The 14,110-nt window shown below is 66.0% G+C and carries 11 protein-coding genes; 5 read left to right on the top strand and 6 right to left on the bottom strand.

Going from position 1 to position 14,110, the window contains the following annotated elements:
- Nucleotides 1–46 precede the first annotated feature (46 nt).
- From uidB to RW112_RS06810, 4 genes are all read left to right on the top strand, one after another.
- A complete protein-coding gene (gene uidB / locus RW112_RS06825; protein WP_317781035.1) occupies nt 47–1,501 on the top strand; it encodes a glucuronide transporter in 1,455 nt (484 codons plus the stop codon).
- A gap of 46 nt (nt 1,502–1,547) precedes the next feature.
- A complete protein-coding gene (gene manD, locus RW112_RS06820) occupies nt 1,548–2,777 on the top strand; it encodes a D-mannonate dehydratase ManD (RefSeq protein ID WP_305943393.1) in 1,230 nt (409 codons plus the stop codon).
- Nucleotides 2,778–2,814: 37 nt separating this feature from the next.
- A complete protein-coding gene (locus RW112_RS06815; protein WP_411709889.1) occupies nt 2,815–5,094 on the top strand; it encodes a gluconokinase, GntK/IdnK-type in 2,280 nt (759 codons plus the stop codon).
- Nucleotides 5,095–5,277: 183 nt separating this feature from the next.
- Nucleotides 5,278–5,520 (top strand): helix-turn-helix transcriptional regulator, encoded by a 243-nt coding sequence (locus tag RW112_RS06810; protein ID WP_317781033.1) that lies wholly within the window; start codon nt 5,278–5,280, stop codon nt 5,518–5,520.
- A 517-nt stretch (nt 5,521–6,037) separates the two neighbouring features.
- On the opposite strand, the gene RW112_RS06805 is transcribed toward RW112_RS06810, so the two are convergent.
- Complete coding sequence (locus RW112_RS06805) at nt 6,038–6,931, bottom strand: hypothetical protein (RefSeq protein ID WP_317781032.1); 894 nt, start codon at nt 6,929–6,931, stop codon at nt 6,038–6,040.
- Nucleotides 6,932–7,419: 488 nt separating this feature from the next.
- On the opposite strand from RW112_RS06805, the gene RW112_RS06800 reads away from it, so the two are divergent.
- Nucleotides 7,420–8,682 (top strand): FAD-dependent oxidoreductase, encoded by a 1,263-nt coding sequence (locus RW112_RS06800; RefSeq protein ID WP_305943395.1) that lies wholly within the window; start codon nt 7,420–7,422, stop codon nt 8,680–8,682.
- Here RW112_RS06800 and RW112_RS06795 read toward each other — a convergent pair.
- The 5 genes from RW112_RS06795 to acsA are packed head-to-tail and all read right to left on the bottom strand — an operon-like array spanning nt 8,661 to nt 14,079.
- A complete protein-coding gene (locus RW112_RS06795) occupies nt 8,661–8,903 on the bottom strand; it encodes an acyl carrier protein (RefSeq protein ID WP_305943396.1) in 243 nt (80 codons plus the stop codon). The genes RW112_RS06800 and RW112_RS06795 overlap by 22 nt on opposite strands.
- Nucleotides 8,900–10,288, bottom strand: a complete 1,389-nt coding sequence (locus tag RW112_RS06790; RefSeq protein WP_317781031.1) for a 2-oxo acid dehydrogenase subunit E2 — start codon at nt 10,286–10,288, stop codon at nt 8,900–8,902. Before RW112_RS06790 ends, RW112_RS06795 begins: the two co-directional genes overlap by 4 nt.
- On the bottom strand, nt 10,281–11,261 hold the full coding sequence (locus tag RW112_RS06785; protein WP_305943398.1) for an alpha-ketoacid dehydrogenase subunit beta: 981 nt from the start codon (nt 11,259–11,261) through the stop codon (nt 10,281–10,283). The genes RW112_RS06790 and RW112_RS06785 overlap by 8 nt, the downstream gene beginning before the upstream one ends.
- Nucleotides 11,258–12,259, bottom strand: a complete 1,002-nt coding sequence (pdhA, locus tag RW112_RS06780; protein ID WP_317781030.1) for a pyruvate dehydrogenase (acetyl-transferring) E1 component subunit alpha — start codon at nt 12,257–12,259, stop codon at nt 11,258–11,260. Before pdhA ends, RW112_RS06785 begins: the two co-directional genes overlap by 4 nt.
- On the bottom strand, nt 12,256–14,079 hold the full coding sequence (acsA, locus tag RW112_RS06775) for an acetate--CoA ligase (protein WP_317781029.1): 1,824 nt from the start codon (nt 14,077–14,079) through the stop codon (nt 12,256–12,258). Before acsA ends, pdhA begins: the two co-directional genes overlap by 4 nt.
- Nucleotides 14,080–14,110: the final 31 nt, after the last annotated feature.

Genomic DNA, 14,110 nt, shown 5'->3' with positions numbered 1-14,110 from the left:
TTTTCCGCCGGCTCCACGGAGCAGGCACGGGTAAAGGAGCCCAAGCATGAATAAGCCCAGCAAACTCAGCAAGCTAAGCATCATCGGCTACGGCGCCGGGGACGCAGCCAACAACCTCGCCTTCACCACCGCCACCATGTTCCTGCTGGTGTACTACACGGACGTGGCCGGCATTTCCGCCGCCGCGGCGGGCACCCTGCTGCTGGCCGTGAGGATTTTTGACGCCTTCGCCGACGTCTTTGCCGGCCGGGTAGTGGACCGGGCGTTCAGCAAGCGCTTCGGCAAGTTCCGCCCCTTCATCATGTTCGGCTCCATCCCGCTGCTCCTGCTGAGCGTGGCAACGTTCTCCGTGCCGCAGCTGGGCGAATCCGGCACCCTGCTCTACGCCTACGTCACCTACGCGGCCCTCGGGCTGGCGTACAGCCTGGTCAACATTCCGTACGGCTCGCTGGCCGGCGCCATGACGCAGGACCCGGGGGAGCGGGCCAAACTCGGCTCCGCCCGCCTGATCGGCGCACTGCTGGTGGGCTCCGGCCTGGGCATCTTCGTGGCACCGCTGATCAAGCCGGGAGCCGACCTGCAGGGCACCTTCACCACCATCACCCTGGTGTTCGTGGTCATCGGCGCGGCCCTCTATTTCTTCACGGTCCTGACCGCCAAGGAACGGGTCCACCGCGCCGTCCCCAACGTCACGCTGAAGCAGAGCGTGGACACCCTCAAGGGCAACAAACCGCTCCTGATGCTCTGCCTGAGCTCCTTCTTCTTCCTGTCCGGCTACCTCGCACTGACCTCGGTGCAGCTGTACTACCTGCGCGACGTCCTGGGACGGCTGGACCTGTACCCGGTGCTGTCCATCACGCAGCTCGTCCTCACCCTCGTGCTGGCCGGCTTCATGCCCAGGCTGGTCCGGACCATCGGCAAGAAGCGCGTGTACATCTACTCGTCGCTGGTCACGGTGGTGGGCGGAATCATCATCTTCTTCACGCCCGCCAGCCAGGTCTGGATCGGTTTCAGCGGCCTGCTGATCAGCCTCGTAGGCGTCCTCGCCGTCAACATCGTGGTGTGGGCGCTGGAAGCCGACACCGTGGAATACGGCGAATGGAAGACCGGTGTCCGCACCGAGGGCATCACCTACGCGCTGTTCTCCTTCACCCGCAAGACCGGCCAGGCCGTGGGCGGTGCGCTCGCCGCCTACGCCCTGGCGCTGGGCGGCTACAAGTCCGGCGGAGCACAGACTGCCGAGGCCATCTTCGGAATCCAGATCGCCGCGGGGGCCCTCCCTGCCGTGCTGACCATCCTGGCAGTGCTGGTCATGTCCAAGTACAAACTCACCGATGCCATGCACGCCGAGATCCTGACCGAGATCCGGGCCCGCCACGCAGGCGGAGAAGGCGCCGACACTGCAGGTGCCGGCACTGCAGGCGCCACCAGCGACGGCGCCGGCACTGCAGGCGCCACCAGCGACGGCGCCGCCAAACCTCTCTCTTCCACCACCAACTAAGTTCCCCCACTACTCCCCGCCTCAGCCCCGCTTGAAAGGAAAAGCTGTGAAAATCATTGCCGCGGAAGTCTTCGTGACAAGCCCGTCCCGCAACTTCGTAACCCTCCGGATCACCACGGAGGACGGCGTAACCGGCATCGGTGACGCCACCCTGAACGGCCGCGAGCTCGCAGTGGCCGCGTACCTTAAGGAACACGTTGCGCAGCTGCTGATCGGCAAGGACCCGCACCGGATCGAGGACACCTGGCAGTTCCTGTACCGCAGCTCCTACTGGCGCCGCGGTCCGGTGACCATGGCCGCGATTGCCGCCGTGGACATGGCGCTGTGGGACATCAAGGGCAAGATGGCCGGCATGCCGGTCTACCAGCTCCTCGGCGGCGCTTCCCGCAACGGCCTGCGCGCTTACGGACACGCCTCCGGTGCGGACATCCCGTCCCTGTTCGACTCCGTCCGCGAGCACCTTGAGCTGGGCTACAAGTCCGTCCGCATCCAGACCGCCGTCCCCGGCATCAAGGCCGTCTACGGCGTGGCCGCCCAGGCCCAGGCCTCCGGCGAGCGTTACGACTACGAGCCCGCCGGCCGCGGCGCGTTCCCCGTGGAAGAGGACTGGGACACCCGCGCCTACCTGCGCCACCTGCCCACCGTGTTCGAAGCCGTCCGCAACGAATTCGGCCCTGAACTGCCGCTGCTGCATGACGGCCACCACCGCATGACCCCGATCCAGGCCGCCAAGCTGGGCAAGGCCCTGGAGCCTTATGACCTGTTCTGGCTCGAGGACTGCACCCCGGCCGAAAACCAGGAAGCCCTGCGCCTGGTCCGCCAGCACACCACCACCCCGCTGGCCATCGGTGAAATCTTCAACACCGTGTACGACTACCAGACCATCATCAAGGAACAGCTGATCGACTACGTCCGGGCGGCCTCAACCCACTTCGGCGGCATTTCCCCGCTGAAGAAGGTCATGGACTTCGCCGCGCAGTACCAGATCAAGTCCGGCTTCCACGGCCCCACCGACATCTCCCCGGTGGGCTTCGCAGCGCAGCTGCACGTGGGCCTGGCCATCCACAACTACGGCATCCAGGAATACATGCAGCACTCGGACAAGACCAACGAGGTCTTCGAACAGTCCATGACCTTCGTGGACGGCTACCTGCACCCGGGCGACAAGCCGGGCATCGGTGTCGAATTCAACGAGGAAGCCGCAGCCGCATTCCCGTACCAGCAGGCCTACCTGCCCTACAACCGTCTCGTTGACGGCACCGTCCATGACTGGTGAGGCACCGGCAGTGAACAGCAAACACCGCATCATCGTCATGGGCGTTTCCGGCTGCGGCAAGACCACCATCGGCGACCTCGTGGCCCGCGAACTCGGCGTACCGTTCCTCGACGGCGATTCCCTCCACCCCGTGGAGAACGTCGCCAAGATGGCTGCCGGCACGCCGCTGACGGATGAGGACCGGTGGCCCTGGCTGGCCACGGTCGGCGCCGAGCTCGCAGCCGCCGGAAACGGCGGCCTGGTGCTCGCCTGCTCGGCCCTCCGCCGCAGCTACCGCGACGCCATCCGCGAACAGGCGCCGGACACCGTGTTCCTGCACCTGCACGGCAGCAAAGAGGTGCTGAGGGCACGGACCGAAGGGCGCTCGGGCCACTTCATGCCGCCCGCCCTCCTTGATTCGCAGCTCGCAACACTGGAACCGCTCGACGCCGATGAAGCCGGCATCGTGGTGGACATCGCCGCTCCGGTGCAGCAGGTGGTGACCGAAGCGCTCGAGGGCCTTGCCCTCTTGAATGCTGCCGCCGTCGTGAACGTCCCCGGAAACAGCGCCGGTGACGCGGGCACCCAGCCGCGCCAGTTCGACGTCGACCTTCAGGCCGCGCCGTTCAACCTCGACGACGACGCCGTGGCGTGGGTGGATTCCACCATCGCAGGCATGAGCCTCGAGGAAAAGATCGGACAGCTGTTCATCAACCACAACAACGACTACTCCCCGGAGTACCTCGACGGTGTGCTGGAGAACTACCACGTGGGCGGCATGCGCTACCGGCCCGGCCCTTCCGCCGCCGTGCAGGAACACATCCGTTACGCACAGTCCAGGACCCGCATCCCGCTGCTGGTGGCCTCGAACCCGGAAATGGGGGGAGCCGGAAGCTGCGACGACGGCACGTTTGTGTCCACGCACCTGCAGGCCGGCTCGCATCCGGACAAGTCCATCGCCCGGCAGATGGGGCAGGTTGCCGGCGTGGAAACCGCGGCGCTGGGCTGTAACTGGGCGTTCGCGCCGATCGTGGACATCCACTACAACTGGCGGAACACGGTGATCTCCACCCGGGCCTTCGGCAACACACCGGAGATCGTGGTGGAGCGCGCCAAGGAGTACTTCGACGGCATCAGCGAGTCGCCCACCGCCTGCGCCATGAAGCACTTCCCGGGCGACGGCGTGGACGAACGCGACCAGCACGTGGTCACCTCCTACAACACCCTCGGCTACGAGGAGTGGAACCGGAGCTACGGGCACGTGTACCGGGAAATGATCGGCCACGGCGTGCAGTCCATCATGATCGGCCACATCGGGGCGCCGGAACTGTCCCGGCATTTCCGGCCCGGCCTGGCGGACAAGGACATCCTGCCGGCAACGCTGGCGCCGGAACTGCTCCAGGACCTGCTCCGCGGCGAGCTCGGCTTCAACGGGCTGATCCTCACCGACGCCTCGCAGATGATCGGCCTCACCCAGGCTATGAAACGCAAGGACCTGGTGCCGGCCACCATCGCGGCCGGCTGCGACATGTTCCTGTTCTTCCGCAACCCTGCCGAGGACTTCCAGTACATGCTGGACGGCTACAAGTCCGGCGTCATCAGCGAACAGCGGCTGCATGATGCGCTGCGCCGGATCCTGGCCCTCAAAGCGTCGCTGGGCCTGCACCGGAAGCACGTTGGCGAGCTCGTCCCGCCGGCCGAAGCACTCGCCGTGATCGGCAGCGACGCGCACCGCGCCATCGCGGCCGGGATCGCGGACAAGACCGTCACCCTGGTCAAGGACACCGCGCACAACCTGCCCATCACGCCGGAGACGCACAAGCGGATCCGCCTGTACGGCATCTCCGGCGGCGCGGACTTCACCCGGGCCGACCCGCTGGCTTACCTGGACACCGTCAAGGCGGAGCTGGAAAACGCCGGCTTCGAGGTGCACCTGTTCAAGACCGCGGACCAGCGCGAGGCGGCAGGGGAGACGGGCGTGAACTTCATGTCCGTCATCTCGGAGGAGGCCACCGGCGACTACGCGGACAAGTACGACGCCGCCTTTGTGTTCGCCAATGTGAAGGGTTTCGCCCAGGAGGCTGCCATCCGGATCAAGTGGTCCACCCCGATGGCCGCGGAGATCCCGTGGTATGTCACCGAGGTGCCCACCGTGTTCGTCTCGCTCAACCAGCCCAACCACCTGATTGACGTGCCGATGGTGAAGACGGCCATCCACGCCCACGCAGGGTCGCCCGAGGCCATTCGGGCGACCATCGAAAAGATCATGGGGAGGTCTGAATTCCAGGGAACGTTCAACGAGAACGTCTTCTGCGATTCCTTCGACACCCGGCTCTAGCCAAAGTTCCGCATCTTTGCGGGCTTTTTGAGTGCGGACTGGACCACGCTACGCGAGTCCGGTCCGCACGGAGTCCGCAGAAATCTTGGGGGCTTCGACCAACATGGCTCCGGCGGCTGTCAGGGGTTCTTCCATGCCAGCCGCCCGTCGTCCCTGAAGTGCCAGATGCAATACGTTTGGGCCATGGAAACATACGCGGAACGCCTTGAGTCGTCGCTTTCGAAACAGATTCGAGTGGAGCTTACCGAACGCGATATGGACCAGGCCGACCTCGCCAGGGGTATTGGCATAGAACCGGCGACACTGAACCGCTATATAAAGGGCCATCGTAGTATGCCGTTGCCGACGTTCTTCAAGGTGGCTGAAACGCTGGCCGTCAGCCCACACATCTTGTTGCAGCGGGCCGAAGCACGAGTATCCGAGTAGTAAACGCGGCCGGGAGGTCAGGCGCTTTCTCATGCCCACAGACGGCGGACAGCGACGGGCCAGACGACCGGCCAAGGATGGGCGGCTATGGTCATAGCTAAACGGGCAGTGACCGGCCGCAGAACGGCCCGCTGGGACCGTGCTTGAATGCCTTAGTCAGCCGGCCAATTCTCCCTACGCGGGGACCGAACGTTCACCGGTAAGGCATCAATCTTGACCAAGGCACGGTATGCAGCAGCTACGAGCATGAAGATGCCGATGATCCCGAGCAGCGCACCGAAAACCACCACGCCGATAAGGATGCCTGTTAGGTTCCCGTCGGCGCCGCCTCTAGCGGCAGCCCACGTCCCGAATGTCGTTCTAATAAAACCCACCAGTGGGCCACCGATAAGAAGGCAAATGCCTCCCACAAATATCCCGGCCGAAGGCTTGTACTCCATTGATTTCCCCCCCGGTAGTTGATGGATCGAAGATTACAGGTCGTTCCCCGATGCCCACCACGCCTTTGCGGTCATGATCATTGCGTGGCTTGGAGGTCCTCGGCCACCAGACGTTCGTAGACCCGTCCGGGCATCGGTGTGGCAATATCAACATTCTCAGGCCAAGCAACAAGTGGTTTGGCCTTGACCATGAGCCGTGATCCATCACGTTCGAAGAGTCTCAGGTCGCCGTTGAACTTGTGCGTGTCCCGGACATTCATCCCCAGATCACGTACCCAGAATTCCAAATTGAACAGCCAGTTCTTGGGGTCGTTGAGGTCATCTTCCGTAGCCAACATGGGCAGACCCCAGCGCTTGGTCCAGACAAATGACTTGGTTTCATGCGGCATCAAAATAAGACGCGCGCCAGAACTCGGATCTTCCAGCTCGCCGTTTCCCGGATCGATTACATCAATCCTCGCAACTTTGTCAGAAACGTTATTGAAGCGAATGACTAGTTGGGTCTGAAACACGACGCCGGATTCAGCGGACTCATAGAAGGTGGCGGTGACGGGTTTCCAATCCGACCACCGGTCGTATCCCGCCGCCGTGTTAGGTTCTTCCAACCTGTGGACTTCCAACCAAAGTTTGGTCGCGTGCCCCCCAGCCGTCGTGGTGTCATATGGGGTAGCCGAGGCCAGGACGACCGGCGCGAGAGCATCGAGCCGGGACTCGGCGAAGTTTCGGTAGGCTTGTTCGGCCTCCCGCCGTTGTCGGAGGGAGGCGTCCTGCGCGGCCAAGGCGTCCTCTTGAGCAATCTTTAGCGCTTCGTCACCGATCCGGACCTGCTCGTGAGACGCCGCCGCTTGTTCCTTTGTGTAGTGCGCAGCACGACTCGCAAAATAGCCAGCTGCCACCGCCGCTAGCAGTGTGAAAAACGACGTCCCCGCCACAACCCAATTGGGAATTCCTTCGCCCCAGAGATCAACCATATTTGAAACCGTATCCGACATCCGTGGATCAACCACGTTTGAGCCGCATGCGAACATTCGTGACCGTTAGTTCGCACGACACTCGCCGCTGCCACCGGCCTTTCTCATGCCCCACATGAACCGTCTACGGGGAGCGGAGAATGCGTGCGCGGGGCCGGCTGCTACGACGGCGCTGAACACACGCCGCAGAAACGGGACGGGAAACAACGGGCTTGTAGTCCGCAAATAGTCCGCAAACGCTCAAAAGCCTGACCGCGCCGACCCACGCCCACGCAGGGTCGCCCGAGGCCATTCGGGCGACCATCGAAAAGATCATGGGGAGGTCTGAATTCCAGGGAACGTTCAACGACAACGTCTTCTGCGATTCCTTCGACACCCGGCTCTAACCGGGCAACAGCGCGAACGGACACTTGTGGCCCTGCAATGCGGGGCTTAAGTGTCCGTTCGCGCTCTGTGCTCCCGCATGCCCGTAGGCGTAGCTTAAAGGCATGGAGCGAACGGGGTGCGCTGTTGTAGGCGGAGGGCCGGCGGGCATGATGCTGGGGCTGCTGCTGGCCCGGGCCGGGGTGGAAGTCACGGTCCTCGAAAAGCACGGCGACTTCCTGCGCGACTTCCGCGGCGACACAGTGCATGCTTCCACCATCCGGCTGATTGATGAACTGGGCCTGGGTGACGGCTTCCGCGATCTTCCGCAGAGCCGGCTGAACAACGTGGCGTTTCCCGTCCCCGGCGTCGGGCTGGTCACCCTGGGTGACTTCGCGTCCTTGAAGCCTCCCTACAACTACATCGCCATGATGCCGCAATGGGACTTCCTGAACTTCCTCGCCACCGAGGCCGCGCGCGAACCCACGTTCACGCTCCTGATGGAGCATGAAGCCACCTCGTTGATGTTCGACGGCGGTCGCGTCACCGGCGTCCGCTACCGGACGCGCGGGGTCGGCGACGGCGCAGGCAGGGAAGGGGCGCTCCACGCTGACCTCGTGGTGGCCACGGACGGGCGGCATTCCGTGCTGCGCCGGGCCGCGGGCCTGCAGTCAAAGGAATATCCCGTGCCCTTTGACACCTGGTGGTTCAAGCTCCCGCGCCATGCTTCGGAAAAAGGCGCCGTGGCGGGCATCGTTCCGGCCTTCCGAGGCCGTGAAGCCATGATCGCGCTGTTCCGGGACGACTACTACCAAATGGGGTACCTCGGCCCCAAGGGCACAGATGCGCGGATCCGTTCCGAGGGAGTGGAACGGTTCAGGGAACGCGTCGCCGCCCTTCGCCCGGACCTGGCGGACCGGGTGGACTCGATCCGATCCGTTGATGATCTTCACTGGCTGGATGTCCGGCTGGACCGGTTGAAGCGCTGGTATGTGGACGGACTGCTGTGCATCGGCGATGCCGCCCATGCCATGTCGCCTGCCGGCGGCGTGGGCATCAACCTGGCCATCCAGGATGCCGTGGCGGCGGCGGCGCGGCTGGCTCCGGCCCTGCTCCGGGGCCAGGTATCCGTGAAGGACCTCGCTGTGGTGCAACGGCGGCGCCAGATGCCCACGGTTGTTATCCAGGCCGTGCAGCGCGTCATGCACCGGGCCGTGTTCGTTCCGTTGTTCGCCGGACGGCGGACAGGGGTTCCGCCCGTACTGCTGTTTTTTGTCCGGCATGCCCCCGTGGTCAGGCGCCTCATGCCGCGGCTCGTTGCCTTCGGACCCCTGCCCGAGCATGCGCCCGGATTTGCCCGTCGCGCTCAGCCGCGGGAGGCGAGGTAGTCGATCAGGCCCTTCACCGTGGCCACGGCGCTGTAGTCGCGTTCAGGGATGTCCACACCGGTGGTTTCGTCGATGGTCTCCACAAGCCTCAGGAAATCCAGCGAATCCAGTTCCAGGTCCTGCCGCAGCCGGGATTCTTCATCGAGGCCGGCAAGGTCCACGTCCGGTGCAACCTGCCCGATGGCCGAGTGCACGGCCCGCCGCGCGTCCTGCTCGTTCATAGCTCCTCCGGTTGTTGCAGCAGTTCGTCGATGCGGGCCAGGAAGCGGGCGCCCCGGAGTCCGTCGCTGACCCGGTGGTCGGCGGACAGGGTGGCAGTAACAGCGGAACGGACACCCAGCAAGCCCTCGTGTGCCCAGGGCTGCTCCATCACCTTCCCCAGCCCCACCATGGCCACCTGCGGCGGATAGATGACGCCGAAAACGGCCTCCACCCCGAGGTCGCCCAGATTCGTGACAGTAATGGTTGGATCAGCCATTTCGGAGCGCTGCAGCCGGCCGGCACGGGCCCGGCTGACAAGATCCCTCAGCTTCTGCATCAGCACGTCAACGGCCAGGGTGTCGGCGTCGTGGATGGCGGGTGCGACGAGGCCGCCGTGCCGCAATGCCACGGCGACGCCGAGGTGCACCGAGCTGCTCGGCCGGAACACTCCGTCGGTGAAGAAGCCGTTGACTTCCGGAACTTCGCGGGCGGCCAGTGCCGTGGCTTTCAACAACAGGGCCGATGCAACCAGCCGCGAGGCCACCGGCCGCTGCTGGTTGGCCAGCAGCATCCAGGCGATGGCGGCGCGCAGGTCCAGCGTGGTGCTGAGGTAGTAGTGCGGGATGGTCTTCTTGGACCGGGTCATCAGTGCCCCGACGGCCCGCCGGAGGCTGGACAGGCGGTCCTCCGCTTCCGACGGCGGAGCCTCCCCGGCGGGCAGCGCTCCCTCCGCGCGCTCTACCTCCGGTGCCGGCAGCGACTCTTCCGTGGGAACGGGCGCTCCGCTCACGGCACGCTGGATGTCACCCTCCGTGACGGCGCCGTCGGGTCCCGTGCCGGGCACGGTGCCGATGTCGATGCCGAGCTGGTCCGCGAGGCGCCGGGCCCGCGGCGAGGACCGGACCCGGCCTGCAGGCGGAGCTGCCTGGGGCACTTTTGTCTCCGTGGCCGGCCCGGGCTGTTCCGCCGCGGCGCGTTCGACGTCGGCGCGGGTGACGGCGCCATGCTTGCCGGTGCCGCGGATCCCCGACGTATCCACCCCGAGCTGGTGGGCGAGGTGCCGGACCGGGGGAGGAACCGGTGCCGCTACCTTGCCTGCTGCCCCGGCCGTTTCCGGAGCCGGTTTCGTCTGCTGCGGCGCCGCCGGGCCCGCGTGACCTGCGTCGTCGGGGGTCTGGGTGATCCGGGCCAGCGGAGTGCCGATCGGAACGGTGGTGCCGACGTCCACCAGGAGCTCAGCCACCACGCCCTCTTCGAAGGTCTCCACGTCCATTACGGTCTTGTCCGTGTCCACCACGGCCACCACGTCGCCCCGGTGCACGAAGTCGCCGGGCTTGACCAGCCACTCCACCATCTTGCCGTGTTCCATGTCCGCGCCCAGGGACGGCATCCTGAATTCACCCACGGGCGCCTACCGCCTCGCGGGCTGCAGCGACGATGCGTTCCGCTGTGGGCAGCGCCGCCAGTTCCAGGTGTTTGGCGTACGGTAGCGGAACTTCGGCGCTGCAGACGCGGCCCACGGGGGCGTCCAGGTCGAAGAAGGCATTTTCGGTGATCCGTGCGCTCAGTTCCGCGGAGATGCTGCCGCTCCGCCAGCCTTCATCCACCACGACGGCACGGTGGGTCTTGGCCACGCTGCCCAGGATGGCGGCGTCGTCGAGCGGGCGCAGCACGCGCAAATCCAGCACCTCGGCGTCGATTCCGTCGCCCGCGAGCCGGGTGGCGGCGTCGAGCACTGCCGGCAGCGTTCCGCCGTAGGTGATGATCGAGATGTCCTTGCCGGGACGGCGGACCGCTGCCGTGCTGATGTCCACGGGGCCGGCGTCGTCCGCGAGTTCCCCGGCCACGTTGTACAGGGTGCCGTGCTCGAAGATGAGTACCGGATCAGGGTCTTCCAGCGCCGTCCACAGCATTCCGCGGGCATCTTCGAGGGTTGCAGGGGTCAGGATCCGCAGGCCAGGGATGTGCGCGTACCACCCCTCGAGGCTGTGCGAGTGCTGGGCGCCGAGCTGACGGCCGGCGCCCGTGGTCATCCGGATGACCAGCGGCACGTTGAACTGGCCGCCGGACATGTGCAGCAGGGTGGCCGCGTTGTTCACCAGCTGGTCCAGTGCCAGCAGGCTGAAATTGACCGTCATGATCTCCACAATGGGCCGCATCCCGCCCAGGGCCGCTCCGATCCCTGCGCCTACGAAGCCGGATTCGGACAGCGGGGTGTCCCTGATCCGTTCCGGACCGAACTCCTCGAACAGGCCAAGGCTCACGGCGAAGCAGCCGCCGTACGCGCCAACATCCTCCCCCATCAGGAACACCCGATCGTCACGCTGCAGGGCATCCCGGATGGCTGCCCGCATGGCCTCCCGGTAGGTGGTCTTCATTGCGGGCCCCGCTCGCTGTAGACGAAGCGCGTCAGGTCTTCCACCGGCTCCAGCGTGCCGGCCTCAGCAAACTCCACGGCCGCCTTCACTTCGGCCTCCACGTCCTGCTGGATGGATTTCCAGTCCTTGTCGGTCAGCTGCCCGGCGGCTTCCAAGGCGTTCCGGAGCTTGTCGATCGGATCGCGCTCCATCCAGCGGGAGACCTCCGCCTTGTCCCGGTACCGTTCTGGATCGAACATGGAGTGGGCCCTGAATCGATAGGTCCGGAGCTCGAGGAAATGCGGCCCGCCGCCTGCCCGGACGGCATCCACCGCGCGCCGGGCAGTTTCTTCGACGGCGAGCACATCCATCCCGTCCGCGGACCACGAGGCGATCTCGTAGCCGGCCGCCTTGAGGGCGATGTCGGTCTGCGATTCGGAGCGGGCCAGCGCGGTGCCCATGGCGTACAGGTTGTTCTCGCAGCAGAACAGGACAGGCAGTTGCCAGAGCGCGGCGAGGTTCAGGCTTTCATGGAATTCGCCCTCGGCCACGGCGCCTTCGCCGAAGAAACAGGCGGTCACCCGGGAGCGCCCGGACATCTTGTCCGCAAGGGCCAGGCCCACGGCCAGCGGCAGCCCGCCCGCCACGATCGCGTTGCCGCCGTAGAAGCGGGTGGCGGCGTCGAACAGGTGCATGGAGCCCCCGCGGCCCCGGCAGCAGCCCTCCACGTAACCGTACATTTCGGCCAGGATGGCACCCGCCGGCACGCCGCGCAACAGTGCGTGGCCGTGTTCGCGGTACGTTGCCACCACGGCGTCGTCCGGATGCAGGGTGGCCATTACTCCGGCGGCCACTGCTTCCTCACCGATGTAGACGTGCAGGAATCCGCGGATCTTGGCTGCGCTGTAGAGCTCCACGCACTGCTCCTCGAGCCGCCGTACCCGCAGCATCTGATGGAGCAGGTGCCGCGTATGGTCGGAGTCCCCGCTTGCCGTTCCCCGGGCTGATGTGCCGGTCATGCCGTCGCTCCGGGGTAGCGGCCGGGAGGTGACTCGATGGTTGAGGTGTCGCCCTCGGGGAGGCCGAGTTCGCGGGCCTTCAAGAGCCGCCGGAGGATCTTGCCGCTCCGGGTCTTGGGCAGCACGTCGGTGAAGTCCAGGAGCCGGGGGGCCACCGCGGCGCCCAGCCGTTTGCGGGCAAAGCCGATGATGTCCAACTTCAGCGCCTCCGAGGGCTGCCATCCGGTACGGAGTTCCACGAAGGCCTTGACCACTTCGCCGGCAACGGGATCGGGCACGCCGATCACCCCGGCCTCGGCCACGGCTTCGTGCTCCATCAGCGAACTCTCCACCTCGAACGGGCCGATCAGGTGCCCGGAGGACTTGATGACGTCGTCGCCCCGGCCGACGAACCAGAAGTACCCGTCGGCGTCCTGCCTGGCCAGGTCTCCGGTGAGGTACCAGCCGCCGGCGAAACAGCGCCGGTACCGTTCGTCTTCATGGAGGTAGCCGCGGAACATGGACGGCCAGCCCGGCCGGAGCGCCAGTTCGCCCACTGCATCCGGATCGGTGAGCAGCACGGCCTCGCCGGCCCGGACCACCGGCTTGCCGTCCTGGTCCCGGGCCACAATCGCGGCCTCGACGCCGGGCAGGGGCCGGCCCATGGAGCCCGGACGGATCTCCATGGCGGGGTAGTTCGAGATCATGATGCCGCCGGTTTCGGTCTGCCACCAGTTGTCATGGACGGGCTGGCCGAAGGCCTCCTGGCCCCACACCACCACTTCCGGGTTGAGCGGCTCGCCCACGCTGGCCACAAACCGCAGGGCGGACAGGTCGTGGCCTGCGGCGTGGCCGGCCCCGGCCTTCATCAGCATGCGCAGGGCGGTGGGGGCCGTGTACCAGACGGTGACGCGCTGCTCGGCGAGGATCCGGTACCACCTGTCCGCGTCCATCTCCTCCTCGTCCACAATGGTGGTCACGCCGTGCGTAAGGGGAGCAATCACGCCGTAGGAGGTACCGGTGACCCAGCCGGGATCCGCCGTGCACCAGTAGACGTCCTCCGGATGCAGGTCCAGGGCAAAGAAGCCGGTGGCGCGGTGCGCGGTGACGGCGTCGTGCACATGGATGGCCCCTTTGGGCGTGCCGGTGGTGCCGCTGGTGAAGTGCAGCAGGGCCATTTCTTCGGCTCGGGTCGAGGCGGTGTCCCGCGGACGGGTGTCACGCATCAGCTCGGCCAGATCCAGCGTTCCAGGGTCCGGTTTGCCCTCGGCATCGATCAGGAGCACGTGCTCCAGTTCCGGCAGCTGGTCCCGCATCGGGGCAACCTTCCGCCGGTACAGCGCCCGTGTGGTGACCAGGGCGCGGCCGGACCCCAAGTGAAGGCGCTGACGGACGGGCTCCGGGCCGAAGGCGGAAAACAGGGGGCAGAACACGCTGGCATTCTTGAGCGTTCCCAGTACGGCGACATACAGCTCCGGGCTGCGGCCCATGAGCGAAAAGACCCGTTCCCCACGGCCGATGCCCAGCCCGTGCAGGACGCCGGCAAACCGTCCTGTTTGTTCCGCCAGCTCTGCGTACGTCAAGGAACGGGCGCTGCCGTCGGCGCGGATGAAACGCAGGGCTTCGTGGCCTGCCCGTTCGCCGGCGGCGTGACGGTCCACGGCCTCGTAGGCAATGTTGACGCCGCCGCCGGGCATTCCGGACAGTTGGCGCCGCGCCTCATCCCAGGAAAACGAGGCGCGGCTCGCATCGTAGTCCACCATGTTCGGACGGATGGCCAGGCCGCGGATGTCCTTGGGGATTGCGGGCCAGCGGGTGGATGGAGCGGTTCCGGCCGTCATGATTCAATCGGACTCCTCGCCGGGGAGCATG

Source organism: Arthrobacter sp. B10-11 (assembly GCF_033142195.1).
GTDB classification, from domain to species: Bacteria; Actinomycetota; Actinomycetes; order Actinomycetales; family Micrococcaceae; genus Arthrobacter; species Arthrobacter oryzae_C.
This window is presented reverse-complemented; position numbering and strand designations above follow the sequence as displayed.

Coding starts and splice junctions, on each gene's coding strand:
- uidB (WP_317781035.1), top strand. CDS start 47: ATGAATAAGCCCAGCAAACTCAGCAAGCTAAGCATCATCGGCTACGGC.
- RW112_RS06815 (WP_411709889.1), top strand. CDS start 2,815: ATGGGCGTTTCCGGCTGCGGCAAGACCACCATCGGCGACCTCGTGGCC.
- RW112_RS06810 (WP_317781033.1), top strand. CDS start 5,278: ATGGAAACATACGCGGAACGCCTTGAGTCGTCGCTTTCGAAACAGATT.
- RW112_RS06805 (WP_317781032.1), bottom strand. CDS start 6,931: ATGGTTGATCTCTGGGGCGAAGGAATTCCCAATTGGGTTGTGGCGGGG.
- RW112_RS06800 (WP_305943395.1), top strand. CDS start 7,420: ATGGAGCGAACGGGGTGCGCTGTTGTAGGCGGAGGGCCGGCGGGCATG.
- RW112_RS06795 (WP_305943396.1), bottom strand. CDS start 8,903: ATGAACGAGCAGGACGCGCGGCGGGCCGTGCACTCGGCCATCGGGCAG.
- RW112_RS06785 (WP_305943398.1), bottom strand. CDS start 11,261: ATGAAGACCACCTACCGGGAGGCCATGCGGGCAGCCATCCGGGATGCC.
- pdhA (WP_317781030.1), bottom strand. CDS start 12,259: ATGACCGGCACATCAGCCCGGGGAACGGCAAGCGGGGACTCCGACCAT.
- acsA (WP_317781029.1), bottom strand. CDS start 14,079: ATGACGGCCGGAACCGCTCCATCCACCCGCTGGCCCGCAATCCCCAAG.